The organism is Nostoc sp. ChiSLP03a (assembly GCF_034531215.2).
Classification (GTDB): domain Bacteria; phylum Cyanobacteriota; class Cyanobacteriia; order Cyanobacteriales; family Nostocaceae; genus Nostoc.
In genome coordinates, this window is the sequence record NZ_JAVRBQ020000127.1 from 1 (window position 1) to 17,801 (window position 17,801).

Below are 17,801 nucleotides of genomic sequence, written 5' to 3' on the forward strand. Positions count from 1 at the left end.
GGAAGGTACTACTGCACCGGAGATGATGTTGTTTCCGTAAATCAAGGAACCTGCTACTGGTTCGCGGATGCCATCAATGTCAACAGGAGGTGCGGCGATGAAGGCGATTACGAAGCAAGCGGTGGCGGCTAGCAAGGTGGGGATCATTACTACGCCGAACCAACCGATGTAGATCCGGTTGTTGGTGCTGGTGATCCATTCGCAGAATCGATCCCATACATTGGCGCTTTGGCGCTGTTGTAAGGTTGCTGTCATGGTTTTATGATTGCGGTTATTTATGAATCAGGCGGTTTCGTTTTTGCCTGTGAAACTACTTTACACTGCTTTACAAAATTTAATCAAGTTTTATTACTACAGTAAAACTGATACGAGTTATCAGGTTTGCTTATTTAAAATCAAACAACGAGGCAAGAATACGCCAAAGTTATCTTTATATATAGCGGAGCGGAATGGCACGCTTGTAAAGCTCAAAGACTTATTGTATCCTCGTTCCTAGCCTGGAGGCTGGGAATGAATTTTGAGAGGCTCTGCCTCTTGTCAAGCTATGGAGGCGGAGCCTTCGAGGTTTCCCAGCTTGGAGGCTCTTAACCAGTTAGGGCAAGGGCTGTATCTTAACCAGCGTGCCATTCGCAAGTCTGACTTTTCACGTTATGTGGAAAAGCCAACGATTGACCTAACCCCCTAACCCCCTTCCCTCATAGGGAAGGGGGAAAATTCAAAGTCTCTCTCCTGAAGGAAGAGAGAAATAGAAGAGAGGTTTTCCAGATACCGTGAAAAGTCAGATTCGCAAGTAACCCTCTGTTCGCATAGCCTTTCATAAAAAAGGGAACAAGAAATTTTGATAGTCAGAAGCCACTTCGATTTGTAAAGACTGGCTCCTCTATTACACCAATAAAAAACGACTATAAGTATTATTTGCTTACTTTTCTGGGAATAATAAGTTTGTATATTACCGCTATTCTAAAAAATTAACCCTCAGCTTACCACTGAGGGCTTTTTTTGTTTGGCAAAATGGCATATCTGTAAATTACAGGGTTGCTATGGTATTTGAGTAGGATACATTCCATGCGAAAGTACTGACTTGCATTACCCCTGGTAATTAGCCAGGGGTTTTTATTTTTATTTAAAATGAGAGCGATCGCTCTTAGATATTCTGCTGAAAAATTTATTTTTAACGATTTTGAGTAAATAATTTTAGCATTCCCTGCTTTTGGGAATTAATTAGCGATCGCGATTTTTATTCAACCAGAAAATTGACAATAAATATAAGCTTATATTAAGTGGAAAAATCAAGTACAACGAATTAACGATGATAGACGCTAAAAATGTAATCGATGGAAACCTAGAGGTTTGCTGTACTTCTCCCGTGACTGGGTTTTACCGCGACGGCTTTTGTCGTACAGGTGGTCAAGATTTTGGATCGCACGTCGTATGTGCCCAAGTGACACCAGAATTCTTGGAGTTTACCAAATCACAAGGAAACGACCTCAGCACACCTGTTCCTGATTTTAATTTTCCTGGATTGAAGCCTGGCGATCGCTGGTGTTTGTGTGCTTCTCGCTGGCAAGAAGCTCTAGAAGCTGGCGTCGCTCCACCCGTCATACTTTCAGCAACCCATGCTAGAGCTTTGGAAGTGGTTTCTCTAGACGAACTGAAAAAACATGCTCTAAGTTCGTCTTGATTGGGCATTGGGCATTGGGCGTTAGGAGTGCTGAGTAATGAGTAATGAGTTAAGAGTTAGGAGTTAGGAGTTTTGTTTATCCCCTTGTCCCCTCATCTCCCCTGCTCCCCTGCCTCCCCTGCCTCCCCTGCTTCCCCTGCTTCCCCTCCCCAATTCCAAATCAACTCACTGGAACTTCAATAGGTAGTTTTAATATATTGGCAACCGCAGAAATCAACTTATTGGGGTCAATTGGCTTAGATAAATGCTGCTGAAACCCTGCTGAAAGTGCTTCTAAGCGGTCTTCCTCTCGCGTGTATGCTGTTAAAGCGATCGCGGGGATGCGTCCGCCTTTTTCTGGTTCCAAAGAGCGCAGTTTCCTAATCAGTGTATAACCATCTTGCTCTGACATACCGATGTCGCTAATCAGGATATCTGGTTTTGCTTGTTCGAGTACTACTAGCGCTTCATCAACTGATGCTACCGCACTGGCAAAAGCCCCATACTCCTCAAACATAAAACTGAGAAAGTTACGGGTATCTGCTTCATCATCTACAACTAAAACTCTTAATCCAGCAAGGGGCGTCGATGCCACAGGGGAAGAAATTTCTCCTGTAGCTTCTCTACTCACCTTACTACCCTTATTGTCTTGTAGAAGTGGTAGTCTGACAGTAAAGGTTGCTCCTTGTCCAGTACCTAAACTTTCGGCAAAGATTGCACCTTTGTGCAGTTCTACTAAATGACGGACGATCGCTAATCCTAGTCCTAACCCATTGTGCGATCGCGTTGTGGTACTATCTGCTTGGCGAAAACGCTCAAATACTTTGGGTAAAAACTCGGAACTGATACCAACGCCCGTATCGATAACTTCAATTTGGGCGTACTGGGATTTTAGATTTTGGATTTTGGATTTTAGATTATTGCTTTCATCAATATTTGCAGAGTCTAAATTTTCACTATCAGATTCAAATCTCAAATTGTTCGACTGGCTTGTACTGATGGTTGTGGAAGTAGCGCCCACACCGAAGTCTGAAATCGAAAATCCAAAATGTTTTGATAGCCTGACTTCTACCCTACCGCCTTTAGGGGTAAATTTTATTGCATTAGTTAATAGGTTCCAGACAATTTGCTGTAAACGGGCTGGATCGCCATAGACTGAACCGATCGAAGTATCCAGCAGAGTATTTAATTGAATATCTTTTGGTTCTGCTAGGGGACGAACTGCCTCTAATGCCGCCTCCATCACTGTGAGCAGATTCACTGCCGATACGTTTAACCGCAACTGACCGCGGATAATCCGAGATACATCCAAAATATCCTCAATTAGTTGCATCTGAGATATGGCGTTGCGTTCGATCGCCTCCAAGGCGCGAGAAGTGGCTTTTTCGTCAAGTTTCTTGGTGCGGAGGATTTTTGACCAGCCCAGCATTGAGGTTAGAGGCGTGCGGAGTTCGTGAGAGAGAACTGCTAGAAACTCATCTTTCATCCGATTCGCAGCTTCTGCTTCGTGTCTTGCCGTTTGTTCGCGAATCACTTGAGCGCGGACTTCTTCTGCTTGCTTGCGTTCGGTAATATCTTCGAGAGTGCCTACATAACCCAACAAGTCTCCTTGACTGGAAAGCATCGGTGATGAGCGAACTTGAACCCAACGAATATTACCGTGAGCAGCTTGAAAGCGAAATTCTTCTGAGTATTCCCGACCTTCACAAATGTAAGCAGACCAACTAGCGATCGCTCGTTCTCTATCTTCTGGATGAACAGATTCCAGCCATCTCTTCTCTAAACTCTCTGCGGCTTTCAGACCACAAATTATCTGATATCGGGGATTAGTATATTTACAGTTACCTTCAGTATCAGTTTCAAAAATGCCAACGGGTGAGCAGGTACTTAGCGATCGGAATCGTTCTTCACTTTGCCTGAGTTCGGTATTCACAGCTACCAGTTGCGCTGTTTGTTGCTTGATGGCTTCTGTTTTCTTAAATAGTTCTACAAATACTGTGACTTTAGAAGTCAAAATATTGGGGTCTAGTGGTTTGAGCAGATAATCAACAGCACCCAAGGCATAGCCTTTAAACAGCATTTGGTCGCTGGTGCTAAAGGCGGTAAGAAAGATAATTGGAGTGTGACGCGATCGCCCCCGATTGCGAATTAAGGTAGCAGTTTCAAAACCGTCCATCCCTGGCATTTGCACATCCAGCAAAATCACTGCAAAGTCTTGATGCAGCAGACACCTCAAAGCTTCTTCCCCGGAAGTAGCTCTCACGAGATTCTCCCCTAGTTTTTCTAGGATTGCTTCTAGTGCCAGCAAATTTTCTAGTTTATCATCTACTAGGAGGATGTTGACTTTGGATTCCATCTGCATCGGTTTATTTCGGTGATGATTGACAAAGCTTGACCATCTGGGAAGCAATGTTTGAGAGTGTCAAAATCCAGTCTACTTCAATAGCAGAAATTGCTGCCTCTGGCATAATGTCGCTTTCAGCTGTGGCAGGTTCTTGTACAATAGTAATTCCTCCCCGCGCTTTTATTTTCTTAAGACCTTGCATACCATCTTGGTTCGCTCCTGTCAATATTACACCAATAACTTCTTCTGTGTAGACATCGGCTGCCGACTCAAATAGCACATCAATAGATGGTCTAGCATAAGAAACAGGCTCATCAGTTGAAAGAGCAAAGTGACCTGGTTCAACCAGTAAATGATAATCTGCTGGGGCTATGTATATATATCCCGGTAGTATTTCGTCCTTGTCTTCCACTTCGCGAATTTTCAACAAAGTGGATTCTTGTAATAAATCCTGGAGTGTGTTGCTAGACTCTTTATGACGGTGTTGCACGATCGCGATCGCTACAGGAAAGTCTGCGGGTAAATTACCCAAGACGATTTTCAGTGCTGATAATCCGCCTAAAGAAGTACCAATTACCACAATTTTAAACGACACTTATTTCGCCCTCATACCTGTGGAATGGGGAGTTACGTAAATAGCAAAGAGTATAACAAAGAGTATTTCATACTGAATCAGTCAGTGTTTTCTTGCTTCTTTGCTCTTACTAGTAACCCATGCTTAGGTGCAAAAATCATTGCTACGATAAACAACAAGGTTTGCAACACAACTATGCAACCCCCCGTTGCACCATCGATATGATAGCTGATGTAAGTCCCCATGACACTAGAAAATACGCCCGATGCCATTGCAATTAGTATCATGTGGTCAAAACGGTCTGTTAATAAATAAGCTGTTGCTCCCGGAGTAACTAACATAGCTACAACCAAAATAATTCCCACTGTTTGGAGTCCGGCGACAGCAGTTAGCGAGAGTAATGATAGTAAAATATAGTGCAGTACTCTTGTATTCAAGCCGATGGAACGTGCATGAGAGGGGTCAAAACAAAATAATAGTAGGTCTTTGCGTAAAACAGCTATTGTTACTAAAGTAATTACGCTAATAATCACTGTTTGGATAATATCTTCATTAGAAATACCCAAGACATTACCAAACAAAATGTGCGTCAAGTCTACGCTGCTGGGAGTTTTGGAAACTAATACTAAACCAAGAGCAAAAAATCCTGTAAATACAAGTCCAATTACAGTATCTTCTTTAATTCTCGTCTTCGCTTTGATATAACCGATCGCAATAACTGAACCCACTCCAAAGACGAAAGCACCCACAGCAAAAGGGATATTTAAGACATAAGCAATTACAACCCCAGGCATTACTGCATGAGAAACAGCATCTCCCATTAATGCCCAACCTTTGAGGGTCATAAAACAAGATAAAACAGAACAAACCACCCCAACTAAGGCACTTACACAAATTGCCTTCACCATGAATTCATGCTGTAGGGGTGTAGTGAACCAGTCTAAGAATGCAAGAGTATTCATATTTTTATAACTTTAATCCAAGCAATATCAACTAAAAATTCTCAATCAATCAGATTCACCTTGATTTCCACGGATTAGCTGACTTTTGTTGAGAGATAAATCTCCAAGAGAACCGCCAAAAGTCCGTGAGAGATTCTCTTCTGTGAAAACTTCGGATGTATCACCATAAGCTAAAATAGTACGGTTAATGAGTACTACTTGGTCGCAGAAAGTAGTGATAGATGCTAAGTCATGAGTAGAAATCAAAATTGTATGACCTTCCTCTCGCAATTCCAGCAATAAGTCAATCATCGCTTTTTCTGTTTTGATATCTACCCCGGTGAAAGGTTCATCTAATAGTAAAACTGTTCCCTGTTGTGCCAAAGCACGAGCGAGAAAGGCACGTTTTTTCTGTCCGCCAGAGAGTTCTCCAATTTGGCGATCGCGCATTGACCACATTTGCATCCTTTCCAAACTCTCCCTCACCACTCTTCGATCGTTCGCCGATGGAATTCGCAGTATATTCATGTATCCATAGCGCCCCATCATCACCACATCATGGACACTTACTGGAAAATTCCAGTCCACCTCTTCTGACTGTGGTACATAAGCAACCAAGCTTTTTTTCTGTACAGTCTTTATCGGTAAACCATTAATCAAAACCCTTCCTGTAACTGGCTTCAAAAAACCCATAATTGCCTTAAATAGGGTTGATTTACCACTACCATTCATCCCTACTAAACCACTAATTGAACCTGCTTGAATTTGCAAAGAAGCACCATGTAAAGCTACTTTGCCGTGATAAGCAACTGTCAAATTTTCGACATCAATACTAATGGATTTCATTAAAAATCACCTCTAAAATTAATTAATAGTTTGTAGTGAGCGGCTTCAGCCCTCTTTCCAAAGACGTAACGTTTTCCAGAGAACAAAATCGGACTAAATTCGTTACTACAAGCTTATTTACAATAGTTAGATTTATTCTTGCATACTTGCTCATTTTTGCTCTAATCCCTGAGTTAGAGTATTAATATTACCTTCTAGCAACTTGAGATAAGTTGGTGCTGGCCCATTGGCTGGAGACAGGGAATCAACATAAAACACTCCACCAAACCTTGCTCCCGATTCTCTCGCTACCTGACGTTGCGCTCCATCGTTAACTGTACTTTCACAGAAAACTACAGGTATTTTATTTTTTTTAACTATATCAATAACTTTTTCTAGCTGTTTGGGAGTAGCTTGTTGTTCAGAGTTAACCGCCCAGAGATAAGCTTCTTTCAAGCCATAATCGCGGGTGACGTATGAGAAAGCGCCTTCACAGCTTACCATGTAGCGCTTGTCTGCTGGAACTACCGACACGGCTTTTCGCAGTTTCTCATCAACTTCCTTAATCTTTTGGCTGTATGCTTTGGCATTGGTGTTATAAGTCTCTGCATTCGCTAAGTCCAAATTAACCAATGCCTTACGAATATTCTCTACGTAAATCAAGGCATTTTCTGGTGACATCCAAGCATGGGGATTAGGTTTCCCTTTATAGGCATCCTCCGTAATTTCAACAGGCTTAATTCCCTCACTTAGGGTAACGTGAGGTACATTAGGAACGCTGTTATACAATTTCTGTGCCCAACGCTCTAAATTCAGACCATTATTCAAAATTAGGTCTGCTTTTTGCGCCCTCACCAAATCGCTAGGAGTTGGTTCGTAACCATGAATTTCCGCCCCTGGTTTGGTCAAAGATTCAACAATCGCCTTGTCTCCTGCCACGTTTTGCGCCATATCTGCAATGACTGTAAAGGTGGTAAGAACTACTTTTTTATCTAGATTGGTGTTAGTTGTGCCTGGGTTTAGACTTAACTGTGGTTGAGAATTGGAAATTGATGGGCTACACCCACTCAAACATAGCCACAATAGCAGCCCAGACGCTAAAGCCAATTTTTGCCCGTGCTGCGGTAGTTGCATCTGAAAGTTATTGATATTAAATCTCATTATAGCAATTTCATAATCTTCTCACTTTTGTTTCACTTTAGCAGAAGTAAGATAAAAATGAAAGAATTATGAAAATAATCTCAGAGCAAAAAAGCGAACCTATTGCAATAAACTGTATTTCTGAGTTCTGACTTAACCTTGATACTTTACTTTTGTCTTTTTAAAGGTTTTTTTGAGTGATTCAAATATTTTTGTTATTTACATCACAAACAAATATTTGACTATTGTGAAATAACTTACAGACAAATATGATTTTTCGGCTTTTTTGTATTTAAAAAAATGCAAAACTAAATACATTCTGAAAATCTTTTTTTGTTAAACAACTAACCTTTAAAAGTTTAATATTTATTGTTTTGACAATTCATAAAAATTTACTTAAGCTAAAGGATAGGTTAAGCAAATCAACAAACGACAGCGATTTGATTTAGCTACATCAAGAATTGCTGTTGCAGACTATTGGCATAAGGAAATGAATCAAAACAAAAATTATTCCATATAGGCAATTTAACCAAATTTGGCTACAAAAAGCTAAGACATGATTAAGCGTATTGCACCGCGCAGATATTGAACAGAATTCGGTCAATTATGGATGGATACTTGTGGTGATGTTAGTGAGTATCCAGAAATTATTGAAACTTGACGAGCGATTTTAGATTTTTGATTAGGGTCTTCTAGTTTATATCTCGTCTGGGACGGAATAAATCTAAAAGACGCTCGCTAAGACTGCGCGATCGCCAATCCAAAAATCCAAAATTTATTGACCAAAGTGCGGTAGATATGTCCAGGAGAAGACGATGCTTGAGTATTTGACATCTTTGAACGACCACAATTTGCCCTATCCAGATACGATTCATCCCATCGTTGTCCACTTCGTAATTGCGATGGTGTTATTTTCCTTCTTCTGTGATGTAATCGGCTATTTTACTGGTAAATCCGGTCTTTTTGAGGTGAGTTGGTGGAATATGTTAGTTGCCACGATCGCCATCTTCGTTGCGATTATCTTTGGTCAGTTTGAAGCGGGATTAGCACAGCCTTACAGCCTAGCGAAATCGGTGCTAAATTTGCATACGCTAATTGGTTGGTCGCTTTCAGGAATTATCACAGCGATTACAGCTTGGCGCTATGTGATTCGTGCGCGTAATCCCCAAAAAGTATCGATTTATTATTTGGGAGCCGGACTAATTTTAACCCTGATAGTTGGCTTGCAAGTATATCTCGGTGATGAACTTGTTTGGGTATATGGATTGCATACCGTGCCAGTTGTGGAAGCAATAAAGGATGGTGTGTTGCGATGAAATCAGAATTAATTAACCAATTAACCGACTCTCTAGGCGCAAACGGATTACCTTACACAATTCCCATTCATCCCAACTTAGTCCATCTGACAATAGGTTTGTTCATCATTGGAATCGCCTTTGATATCGTTGGTGTTCTGTTCCCCTTTGAAAAATGGGTCTTCAAATTTTTGGCAATTACTGTCGAACGTGACAACTTATTTGCTGTTGGCTGGTACAACATGTTAGCTGCCAGCATCATCACATTTTTCACAGTGGGAGCAGGCTTTTACGAAATGCTGTTGGCAACACCACCAGCAGATATAAAGAGTGCCTGGGGATTGCAGGCAATGGAAACTATGCTTTGGCATGGTGTAGGTGGTGTGTTCTTATTAGCGCTGATTGTTAGCATGACCGTCTGGAGAGCATGGCAGCGCTTCGTTTGGGGCAGACAAGAATATAAACAGACAGATAGAGAAGTGCAATGGATCTATCTGTTCGCAGGCATAGTAATCATGTTCGTTATGTACATCCACGGCACACTAGGAGCGCAACTAGCCGCCGAATTTGGCGTACACAATACAGCAGATAATTTACTGCGATCGCATCAAGACCTCAACACAATACTCAAGTAAGTCATTTGTCCTTTGTCATTTGTTTAAAGTTACTAACGATCGACCAATGACCAATAACTAATGACTAATGACCAATGACCAATGACTAATGACTAATAACCAATGATGAAAATCCAAAAGATTTTAAATATTTTGACGCTGCTTACAGGCGCGATCGCAGTGACTGTTACGAGTCTCTGGATCGGCAAGCAGGCTTACTCCTGGCTTCCTCCCCAAGCAGCAGCCGAATCCCTACTAATTGATGATTTGATTAGTTTCTTAGTAACCCTGGGTGCTTTCATCTTCTTGGGAGTCACAAGTACTCTGATGTATTCTGTGATCTTCCATCGGGCAGTCAAAGATGACTTCACTGACGGCCCGCCAATTCATGGCAATGTCACCTTAGAAGTTGTCTGGACAGCAATCCCAATTCTCTTGGTATTTTGGATTGCAGGCTACAGCTACCAAGTTTACGAACAAATGGGAATTCAAGGCCCATCAGAATTAGTTCATCTGCATAATCCGTTGGCAATGGAATCAGCTGATGCAGCACCAGCTAACGCTTTAGCAGAACCTGTTGAGAAAATTGACGTACTAGCTAAACAGTGGGCATGGGTTTTTCATTACCCAGAGAGAGATATTACCAGTACCGAATTGCATTTACCAAGCGATCGCCGGATACGTTTAGCGCTGAAATCACAAGATGTTCTCCACGGCTTTTATATACCTGCGTTCCGCCTCAAGCAGGATATTATTCCTAACCACGCGATCGATTTTGAATTTACTCCCATCCGCCCCGGACAATACCGATTAACCGATTCTCAATATAGCGGCACATACTTTGCGACGATGCAAGCGAATGTGGTTGTCGAATCTCCTGAAGATTATCAGCAATGGCTGGCACAAGCTGCAACCCAAAAGCCATCCCCAGCAAAGAATCAAGCGGCTTCTGAGTATGCTCAAACATCCAATCAATCAGTCCAAACTGGTTGGGTTACAGTTTCACCTGCTGCACCTCCTCTAGTCAATTCACCTGGTTGAAAGGAAAGTAATCATGACTAATGTTCCTATTGAAGGTATTCTTCTCCCTGATGAGAAGCATAACCACGAATCTTCAAGTAGCTGGAAAGAATACTTCAGCTTTAGTACTGACCACAAAGTAATTGGTATCCAGTATCTCGTTACCTCATTTTTCTTCTTTCTCGTCGGCGGTATCTTTGCGATGGTGATGCGGGGAGAACTGATGACACCCGAATCAGATTTAGTTGATCGCACCGTCTACAACGGTATGTTCACCATGCACGGCACTGTGATGCTGTTTTTGTGGACATTTCCCTCACTGGTTGGTTTTGCTAACTATTTAGTGCCCCTGATGATTGGGGCGCGAGATATGGCATTTCCCCGCCTGAATGCCGTTGCCTTTTGGATGGTGCCAGTAGTTGGGATTTTGATGATGGGGAGCTTCTTCGTCCCTGGTGGCCCAGCCCAAGCCGGTTGGTGGTCTTACCCGCCAGTCAGTCTCCAGAATCCCACAGGTAACTTGATTAATGGTCAAGTTCTCTGGCTGCTAGCGGTGGCAATATCCGGCGTATCCTCAATTATGGGGGCAGTCAACTTTGTCACCACAATCGTGAAGATGCGGGCCCCAGGAATGGGCTTCTTTCGGATGCCCTTGTTTGTCTGGGGAGTATTTAGCGCCCAGATTATCCAACTATTCGGACTACCTGCATTGACAGCAGGCGCGGTGATGCTGCTACTTGACCTCACAGTTGGCACCGCCTTTTTTGACCCTAGCAAGGGTGGGAATCCAGTCATGTTCCAGCATTACTTCTGGTTCTATTCCCACCCCGCCGTTTACGTGATCATTCTGCCTGTCTTTGCGATTTTCTCAGAAATCTTTCCAGTTTATTCACGTAAACCTCTATTTGGTTACAAAGTAGTTGCTATTTCATCCATCTTGATTGCAGGAGTAAGCGGCATTGTTTGGGTACACCACATGTACGTCAGTGGTACATCAGGCTGGATGCGGTTGATTTTCATGCTGACAACGATGTGTGTGTCTGTCCCCACAGGAATTAAAGTATTTGCTTGGGTAGCAACTATTTGGGGCGGTAAACTGCGGCTAAATACCCCCATGCTTTTTGCCTTGGGCGGATTAATCATGTTTGTCTTCGCCGGCATCACAGGCATCATGCTTTCTTCTGTGCCAGTTGATGTCCACGTTAACAATACCTACTTTGTAGTCGGACACTTCCACTACGTCCTCTACGGCACCGTGACGATGGGCTTATTTGCAGCCATCTATCACTGGTTTCCCAAAATGACCGGGCGGATGTACTCCGAAAGCTGGGGTAAAATCCACTTCTGGTTAGCCTTCATCGGCACCAACCTCAACTTTTTGCCCATGCACCCCTTGGGATTGCAAGGAATGTTACGCCGAGTTGCTTCCTACGCCCCAGAGTATCAATTCTGGAATATCATCGCCAGCCTCGGCGGATTTCTCTTAGGAATGTCCACCTTGCCCTTCATCTTCAACATGGTGATTTCTTGGATGCAAGGCGAGAAAGCACCCGCTAACCCTTGGCGAGCAATTGGACTAGAGTGGTTAGTTTCTTCACCACCCCCACTAGAAAACTTTGAAGAAACTCCCATCATCATCTCTGAACCCTACGGCTACGGCAAATCAGAACCCTTAACAGCCAACCTCCCAGAATAAACGCAAACTATCGGGAAGACGCAAAAACCCTCCGCGTACCTCTGCGCTTCCCTCCGCGACGGCAGTCGCTCATGGGGGAGACCCCCAAGACCGCGCTGCCTCTCCTTTGCGTTTCAAATTCATCCCTCAAAAAGCAAAATGGACAGCTATATCAATTCCGAAGAATTGCACCATACAAGCGCAGAACACAGCCACGATGAAGAAGGCAACAAAATGTTTGGCTTCATCGTCTTCCTACTGTCAGAAAGTGTCATTTTCTTGAGTTTTTTCGCCGGATATGCCATCTACAAAACAACAACCCCTAACTGGCTACCAGCAGGTGTTTCTGGACTAGAAGTAAAAGAACCGGCAATCAACACAGTAATTCTTGTTGCTAGTAGCTTTGTAATTTACTTAGCAGAACGCGCCCTTCAACGCCATGACTTAGTAAAATTCCGCCTGTTTCTCTTAGCAACAATGGCAATGGGAACTTACTTTTTAGTTGGACAGGCGATTGAATGGAACGGTCTGGCTTTTGGTTTCACCTCCGGGGTATTTGGTGGAACCTTCTATTTACTTACAGGCTTCCACGGTTTGCACGTTTTCACTGGTATTCTGTTGCAGTTGATAATTTTGGTACGTTCTTTTCTACCTGGCAACTACGATACAGGTCACTTCGGTGTCAATGCAACTTCATTGTTTTGGCACTTCGTCGATGTTATCTGGATTATTTTGTTTATCCTTATCTATGTTTGGCAGTAAAAATTGGTGGGAAGGAAAACCCAGATAAACTCTCTGGGTTGGTGTATGTGGCATTGTTAATTACTTTTATGCCCCATACACCATTCACTGTAATAACTATATTTGGGTTTTAGTTCAACCTTTCAAATTAACCTTTTCTTCAAACTTTGACCCATCTTGATGAGATAAAAATTTTTCACTACTGTGATAATTTCTTCGCCATTGTTCGAGCTTATCTATAGATATTGATTTAGATGTAACATTCACACCATTTCCTCGCCAAGCAACTTCTGCATCTGTTGTAAAAACTCCGCACTCTAATTGATCTAGCCTCATATTCCAATATTCGCTAAATCGACCTTTTAAAGTAATAACTTGCTCAAATACCTTGTTTCGATGCTTATTTCTTCTTTTTCGTTCTGTTGCTCCAGTTGCTTCTGTATCAATAAACTTAGTTTCTATTAGAAATAAACTACCTTTAAAGGTTAGGAAGACAAAATCACACTTTCCTAAATCTGTATAATCTGAAATTGGAGACTTTTCAAATAACAGCAATTCAGCGCACGAGGGAAACAATTCTTTAATATTCAGAAATAAATAAGCTTGCAATAGAAGTTCCTTATCATAAGGAAACAAGATTACTCCTTCAAAAAATTTTTGAATGTCATCGTGAGTTTGGGGTTGAATTTTTTTACAGTATGAAACAAATCTATGTAGCTCGTTGACAATCATCAAGTTCTAACTCCTTCCCCCGGTCGCAGCCTTAAGGGTCTTAGCATCAAAAGATACCATTCTCTCAAGGAAATCATCATCCGCATAAGTAACTAAAAAAACGATTAAAATCCTCAATACTTAAGGCAATTTACTGTTGACAGTTCAATCAAACGAATTTTTAAGTTGCTCAGTATTGGTGGATTTTTCATTCCTGGCTTCAGCTACCAGTCAGCGATTTTATATGAGCAGGAAAACTGGCATTTTGCAAAGCTTGAACAGTTATTCGAGAATCTTGTACGCAAAATTGCCAACCTAAGCGAACAAGTTTACGAGAAGTTTCAGTTTGAATAATTCCAATCACTGGCATTTTTGCTTTTTCTTTGTCTACTGAATGGTCTTGTAAAATCGTTTTCAAGCGATGTAAATCTTCCATACTACCTGCTTGCTGGGGATTTAATTCCACCATTACCATTTGTACTGTTTCCACTGGTTCTGCATCTTCAAGAATAAATTGAGTTTGCTCGTCACGTCGGTCTACTTTTCCCCAAATAATCAATCTAGTATCAACTTGGAGTAGGGAACTTATGCGTTCATAAGTTTTCGGAAAAACTACAGCTTCTGATTGTGTAGTTAGGTCTTCTACTTGCAAGATTGCCATCTGATCGCCTTTTTTTGTCACCACTTTTTTGACGTTATTTAACATCACAACTGCACAAAGCCGTGTATCATCTCTTTGTTCTCCCAGTTGCGAAAGGTTAATTGGTGTTAAAAGCGGTGCTATTTGCCGTAAGGATTTCAGTGGATGATCTGATACATAAAAGCCTAATAATTCTTTCTCCATCTGCAACTTTTTCTGTGGGGGTAAATCTGTCACAGGTTTAGATTTTGGAGCAGTTTCAAAGGCATTATTTGCTCTTTTATTCTGAGTCGAAGAAAAGCCGTCGCCCAATAAATCAAATAGATTCCCTTGACCGCTAGCTCTATCTTTCGCACGAGATTGTGCCCAATCATACACTAATTCTGAGTCGTTAATTAACTGTTGGCGGTTGGATTCAATTTTGTCAAAGGCTCCACAGTAAATCAACGACTCCAGGGTTCGGCGGTTAACAGCACGCAAATCCACGCGATCGCAAAAATCAGCGAGTGATTTAAACTCTCCTGTCTCATTTCTCGCTGACAAAATAGAAGCGATCGCATTTTGTCCCACGTTACGCACCGCCGAAAATCCAAACAGAATCTTTCCTGCCGTTGGCGTAAAATCAACACCAGAACGATTAATATCTGGTGGATCTATGGATATCCCCATATTTGTACAGTTAGTAATGTATCTCTGTACCTTATCGGTATCACCACTGTTAGCTGTTAACAGCGCCGCCATATATTCCAATGGGTAATTAGCTTTTAAATATGCTGTTTGATATGTTACATAACCATAGGCTGTTGAATGGGATTTATTGAAACAATTAGCAGCTATTAAGCCATTTTTTATTGTAAAATTGTGGTCACGCTCCACCCCAATGTCATAAACATTTTGTTTGCCTAAATATTTACGTGTGGCTATTTTTATCATCCTACCTTACCTCGAAAAATTTTGTGTAATTGATAAAATTATGAAATTTGTAGTATGAATAAGGTGTAATACAAAATTATATCATTAGAAAACACTGCTATACTCTTACACAAAAGTAGCCAATTATAGATGAAAACTTTAGCAAACTATTCAATAGATGGTTGATAGCCATGTATTTGCTGTTTTTAAAAACATATCAAACACATTTCAATACATATTAATCCGCTTAGTCAGATGAATGACCAATGGCAAGCAGAGGAGAATAAGCAATAGACCTGCCTTAAAAATAGGGACTGGGGACTGGGGACTGGGAACTGGGGAAGAGATATTTTATATTGTTCCTTGTGAGTTCCACTTATGAAGTCTCTTGGCATTTGTACCTTTTCCACTCTTGTAGGGAAAGGGGGTTCATGTTAAAGGGGAATGTTACTTCTATCCCTTTCCTCTTTACCCTTTACCCAACTTCTGCAAGAAGTCTAATGCCCAATAACCAATACCCAATTTTGACCAATATGTACTAGAATCAATGACTTGAGTCACAAAGAGAGCAATCATGGCATCCATCCGCGAGTTGCACCAACAGCTGGTTAAAAAAGAACGTTCTGCCGTTGAAATTACCCAAGAAGCTTTAGAGCGCATTCAAGCGTTAGAGCCGAAATTGCACAGCTTTTTATGTGTGACGGCAGACCGGGCATTAGAGCAGGCGGGTGCTGTGGATGCCAAAATTGCCGCAGGAGAAGAAATTGGGCTGCTGGCGGGCATTCCTGTGGGTATCAAGGACAATATGTGTACCAAGGGGATTCCTACCACCTGCGCCTCTCGGATTTTAGAAAATTTCGTGCCGCCTTATGAATCAACAGCGACGCAAAAATTGGCAGATGCTGGGGCGGTAATGGTAGGTAAAACCAATTTGGATGAGTTTGCAATGGGTAGTTCCACTGAAAACTCTGCTTATCAAGTCACGGCTAATCCTTGGGATTTGTCACGAGTTCCAGGTGGTTCTTCTGGGGGTTCGGCGGCGGCGGTGGCGGCTCAAGAATGTGTAGTTGCTCTCGGTTCTGATACTGGCGGTTCAATTCGCCAACCTGCATCTTTCTGCGGTGTGGTAGGGATGAAACCAACTTATGGTTTGGTTTCCCGTTATGGCTTGGTAGCTTACGCTTCCTCTTTGGATCAAATTGGGCCATTTGGAAATACGGTAGAAGATGCGGCAATATTATTAGGTGCGATCGCAGGTTACGATCCCAAAGACTCTACCAGCCTGAAAGTTCCCATTCCCAACTATGCTGCTAGCTTAAAACCAAACTTCAAACCCAGAGGTCAGCTAAGAATTGGTATCATTAAAGAAACTTTTGGTGAAGGTTTAGACTCTGTTGTGGAACAAGCTGTTACCAAAGCAGTAGATCAACTACAAAGTTTGGGAGCCGAAATTCATATAATTTCCTGTCCCCGCTTTCGCTATGGCTTACCCACTTACTACATCATCGCCCCATCAGAAGCATCAGCAAACCTGGCTCGTTACGATGGCGTTAAATATGGGTATCGCGCTCCTGATGCAGATAATCTGTTATCAATGTACACTCGTACCCGTGCCGCTGGTTTTGGTACAGAAGTCAAACGCCGGATTATGATTGGCACTTACGCTCTTTCGGCTGGCTATTATGACGCTTACTATCTGAAAGCGCAAAAAGTCCGTACTTTGATTAAGCAAGACTTTGAAAAGGCTTTTGGCGCGGTTGATGTGTTAGTTTGTCCCACATCTCCCACTACAGCATTTAAAGCAGGGGAAAAAACTACTGACCCCTTGAGTATGTATTTAAATGACTTGATGACTATTCCTGTAAATCTTGCTGGTTTACCCAGTTTGAGTTTGCCATGTGGTTTTGACGACCAAGGGCTACCGATAGGATTACAGCTAATTGGCAATGTGCTGCGAGAAGACCAACTGTTTCAGGTAGCTTACGCTTATGAACAATCTACTACTTGGCATCTGCGTAAACCCCAAATATCTTGAAAATTGTCATTTGTCATTGGTCATTTGTCATTGGTTATTAATTCTTTTCCTTTACTCGGTACAGACGCGATTAATCGCGTCTTTCCACTCCCTCTATGTTTTTGGTCATTTGTTAGTCTGATTACTGACTATTGACTGTTGATTATTATTTTCTGGAGTCAGAGATTCAGCTGTCAGTTGTGGATTAAGTATATGAAGAAGACCAGCAGATGCACTAACCAATAATAAAATATAGGTCAGAACAAGAGGTATGTATGTATTTTGTTTATTGTCTGAGTGGCGAGCATTTTTAGAGTCTTTAGAGACAACATTGGTTATAAGGCTGTACGATAAAGCATTTCCATCCAGCCCTAAAGCATCTCCATAACGACGAATGAATCCTTGCAGAAAAATCGGCTCAGGTAATTCTTCAAATCGATCTTCTTCTAACGCTTGCAAAATACCTACTCGAAGCATTGTCTGAGAGGCTATTTCTTCTATGCGGATAGATTTTTCTTGTCTTACTTGTCGCAAGCGTGTGGTTATTTCCTTTAGTTGCTCTACTTGAGCTTCATTTAAGAGCGTCACAGTCTTCTCCTGTATGGGCTAATTCTACTATTCATTGAGAAGACTTCGATCCGCATACGTAATTATACTGAATATTTGATTTTCGGATAAATTTTTTTGATAATGGC

Annotated in this window: 15 protein-coding genes and 1 pseudogene; 7 read left to right on the forward strand and 9 right to left on the reverse strand. The window is 41.9% G+C overall.

Annotated elements, in window-relative coordinates:
- Nucleotides 1–255 (reverse strand): annotated as a pseudogene (locus RMY32_RS20630) (photosystem II q(b) protein); the annotation flags it as partial.
- 1,054 nt (nt 256–1,309) lie between these two features.
- Between RMY32_RS20630 and RMY32_RS20635 the strand changes: the two are divergent.
- Nucleotides 1,310–1,681, forward strand: coding sequence for a DUF2237 domain-containing protein (locus RMY32_RS20635; protein ID WP_322709179.1), 372 nt, complete (start codon nt 1,310–1,312; stop codon nt 1,679–1,681).
- A 160-nt stretch (nt 1,682–1,841) separates the two neighbouring features.
- On the opposite strand, the gene RMY32_RS20640 is transcribed toward RMY32_RS20635, so the two are convergent.
- The 5 genes from RMY32_RS20640 to RMY32_RS20660 form a co-directional block, all read right to left on the reverse strand.
- On the reverse strand, nt 1,842–4,022 hold the full coding sequence (locus RMY32_RS20640) for a response regulator (protein WP_322709180.1): 2,181 nt from the start codon (nt 4,020–4,022) through the stop codon (nt 1,842–1,844).
- Between the two features lie 4 nt (nt 4,023–4,026).
- On the reverse strand, nt 4,027–4,599 hold the full coding sequence (locus tag RMY32_RS20645; RefSeq protein WP_322709181.1) for a chemotaxis protein CheB: 573 nt from the start codon (nt 4,597–4,599) through the stop codon (nt 4,027–4,029).
- Nucleotides 4,600–4,676: 77 nt separating this feature from the next.
- Nucleotides 4,677–5,540 (reverse strand): metal ABC transporter permease, encoded by an 864-nt coding sequence (locus tag RMY32_RS20650; RefSeq protein WP_322709182.1) that lies wholly within the window; start codon nt 5,538–5,540, stop codon nt 4,677–4,679.
- 45 nt (nt 5,541–5,585) lie between these two features.
- Nucleotides 5,586–6,365 (reverse strand): metal ABC transporter ATP-binding protein, encoded by a 780-nt coding sequence (locus RMY32_RS20655; protein ID WP_322709183.1) that lies wholly within the window; start codon nt 6,363–6,365, stop codon nt 5,586–5,588.
- Nucleotides 6,366–6,515: 150 nt separating this feature from the next.
- Nucleotides 6,516–7,505: a metal ABC transporter substrate-binding protein gene (locus tag RMY32_RS20660; RefSeq protein WP_322709184.1), complete on the reverse strand. Its 990-nt coding sequence runs from the start codon at nt 7,503–7,505 to the stop codon at nt 6,516–6,518.
- A 794-nt stretch (nt 7,506–8,299) separates the two neighbouring features.
- Between RMY32_RS20660 and RMY32_RS20665 the strand changes: the two genes are divergently transcribed.
- The 5 genes from RMY32_RS20665 (at nt 8,300) to RMY32_RS20685 (ending at nt 12,850) form a co-directional block, all read left to right on the forward strand.
- On the forward strand, nt 8,300–8,800 hold the full coding sequence (locus RMY32_RS20665) for a DUF2231 domain-containing protein (protein WP_322709185.1): 501 nt from the start codon (nt 8,300–8,302) through the stop codon (nt 8,798–8,800).
- Complete coding sequence (locus tag RMY32_RS20670) at nt 8,797–9,414, forward strand: DUF2231 domain-containing protein (protein ID WP_322709186.1); 618 nt, start codon at nt 8,797–8,799, stop codon at nt 9,412–9,414. Before RMY32_RS20665 ends, RMY32_RS20670 begins: the two co-directional genes overlap by 4 nt.
- Before the next feature lie 105 nt (nt 9,415–9,519).
- On the forward strand, nt 9,520–10,434 hold the full coding sequence (locus RMY32_RS20675) for a cytochrome c oxidase subunit II (protein WP_322709246.1): 915 nt from the start codon (nt 9,520–9,522) through the stop codon (nt 10,432–10,434).
- Nucleotides 10,435–10,447: 13 nt separating this feature from the next.
- The gene (ctaD, locus tag RMY32_RS20680) at nt 10,448–12,109 is read left to right on the forward strand and encodes a cytochrome c oxidase subunit I (protein ID WP_322709187.1); all 1,662 of its coding nucleotides are present in this window, start codon (nt 10,448–10,450) and stop codon (nt 12,107–12,109) included.
- Nucleotides 12,110–12,247: 138 nt separating this feature from the next.
- Nucleotides 12,248–12,850: a heme-copper oxidase subunit III gene (locus RMY32_RS20685; RefSeq protein WP_322709188.1), complete on the forward strand. Its 603-nt coding sequence runs from the start codon at nt 12,248–12,250 to the stop codon at nt 12,848–12,850.
- Nucleotides 12,851–12,964: 114 nt separating this feature from the next.
- On the opposite strand, the gene RMY32_RS20690 is transcribed toward RMY32_RS20685, so the two are convergent.
- Both RMY32_RS20690 and RMY32_RS20695 read right to left on the reverse strand, forming a co-directional pair.
- Nucleotides 12,965–13,561, reverse strand: a complete 597-nt coding sequence (locus RMY32_RS20690; protein WP_322709189.1) for a hypothetical protein — start codon at nt 13,559–13,561, stop codon at nt 12,965–12,967.
- A 199-nt stretch (nt 13,562–13,760) separates the two neighbouring features.
- Nucleotides 13,761–15,113 (reverse strand): OB-fold nucleic acid binding domain-containing protein, encoded by a 1,353-nt coding sequence (locus RMY32_RS20695; RefSeq protein ID WP_322709190.1) that lies wholly within the window; start codon nt 15,111–15,113, stop codon nt 13,761–13,763.
- Between the two features lie 553 nt (nt 15,114–15,666).
- Between RMY32_RS20695 and gatA the strand changes: the two genes are divergently transcribed.
- On the forward strand, nt 15,667–17,127 hold the full coding sequence (gene gatA / locus RMY32_RS20700; protein WP_322690198.1) for an Asp-tRNA(Asn)/Glu-tRNA(Gln) amidotransferase subunit GatA: 1,461 nt from the start codon (nt 15,667–15,669) through the stop codon (nt 17,125–17,127).
- 105 nt (nt 17,128–17,232) lie between these two features.
- Here gatA and RMY32_RS20705 read toward each other — a convergent pair whose 3' ends face one another.
- Nucleotides 17,233–17,694, reverse strand: a complete 462-nt coding sequence (locus RMY32_RS20705; RefSeq protein ID WP_322693938.1) for a helix-turn-helix domain-containing protein — start codon at nt 17,692–17,694, stop codon at nt 17,233–17,235.
- Nucleotides 17,695–17,801 lie beyond the last annotated feature (107 nt).

Bases quoted from the DNA above. Each gene is read 5' to 3' on its own strand.
- RMY32_RS20635 (WP_322709179.1), top strand. From the start codon at position 1,310: ATGATAGACGCTAAAAATGTAATCGATGGAAACCTAGAGGTTTGCTGT.
- RMY32_RS20640 (WP_322709180.1), bottom strand. From the start codon at position 4,022: ATGCAGATGGAATCCAAAGTCAACATCCTCCTAGTAGATGATAAACTA.
- RMY32_RS20650 (WP_322709182.1), bottom strand. From the start codon at position 5,540: ATGAATACTCTTGCATTCTTAGACTGGTTCACTACACCCCTACAGCAT.
- RMY32_RS20655 (WP_322709183.1), bottom strand. From the start codon at position 6,365: ATGAAATCCATTAGTATTGATGTCGAAAATTTGACAGTTGCTTATCAC.
- RMY32_RS20660 (WP_322709184.1), bottom strand. From the start codon at position 7,505: ATGAGATTTAATATCAATAACTTTCAGATGCAACTACCGCAGCACGGG.
- RMY32_RS20665 (WP_322709185.1), top strand. From the start codon at position 8,300: ATGCTTGAGTATTTGACATCTTTGAACGACCACAATTTGCCCTATCCA.
- RMY32_RS20670 (WP_322709186.1), top strand. From the start codon at position 8,797: ATGAAATCAGAATTAATTAACCAATTAACCGACTCTCTAGGCGCAAAC.
- RMY32_RS20675 (WP_322709246.1), top strand. From the start codon at position 9,520: ATGAAAATCCAAAAGATTTTAAATATTTTGACGCTGCTTACAGGCGCG.
- ctaD (WP_322709187.1), top strand. From the start codon at position 10,448: ATGACTAATGTTCCTATTGAAGGTATTCTTCTCCCTGATGAGAAGCAT.
- RMY32_RS20685 (WP_322709188.1), top strand. From the start codon at position 12,248: ATGGACAGCTATATCAATTCCGAAGAATTGCACCATACAAGCGCAGAA.
- RMY32_RS20690 (WP_322709189.1), bottom strand. From the start codon at position 13,561: ATGATTGTCAACGAGCTACATAGATTTGTTTCATACTGTAAAAAAATT.
- RMY32_RS20695 (WP_322709190.1), bottom strand. From the start codon at position 15,113: ATGATAAAAATAGCCACACGTAAATATTTAGGCAAACAAAATGTTTAT.
- gatA (WP_322690198.1), top strand. From the start codon at position 15,667: ATGGCATCCATCCGCGAGTTGCACCAACAGCTGGTTAAAAAAGAACGT.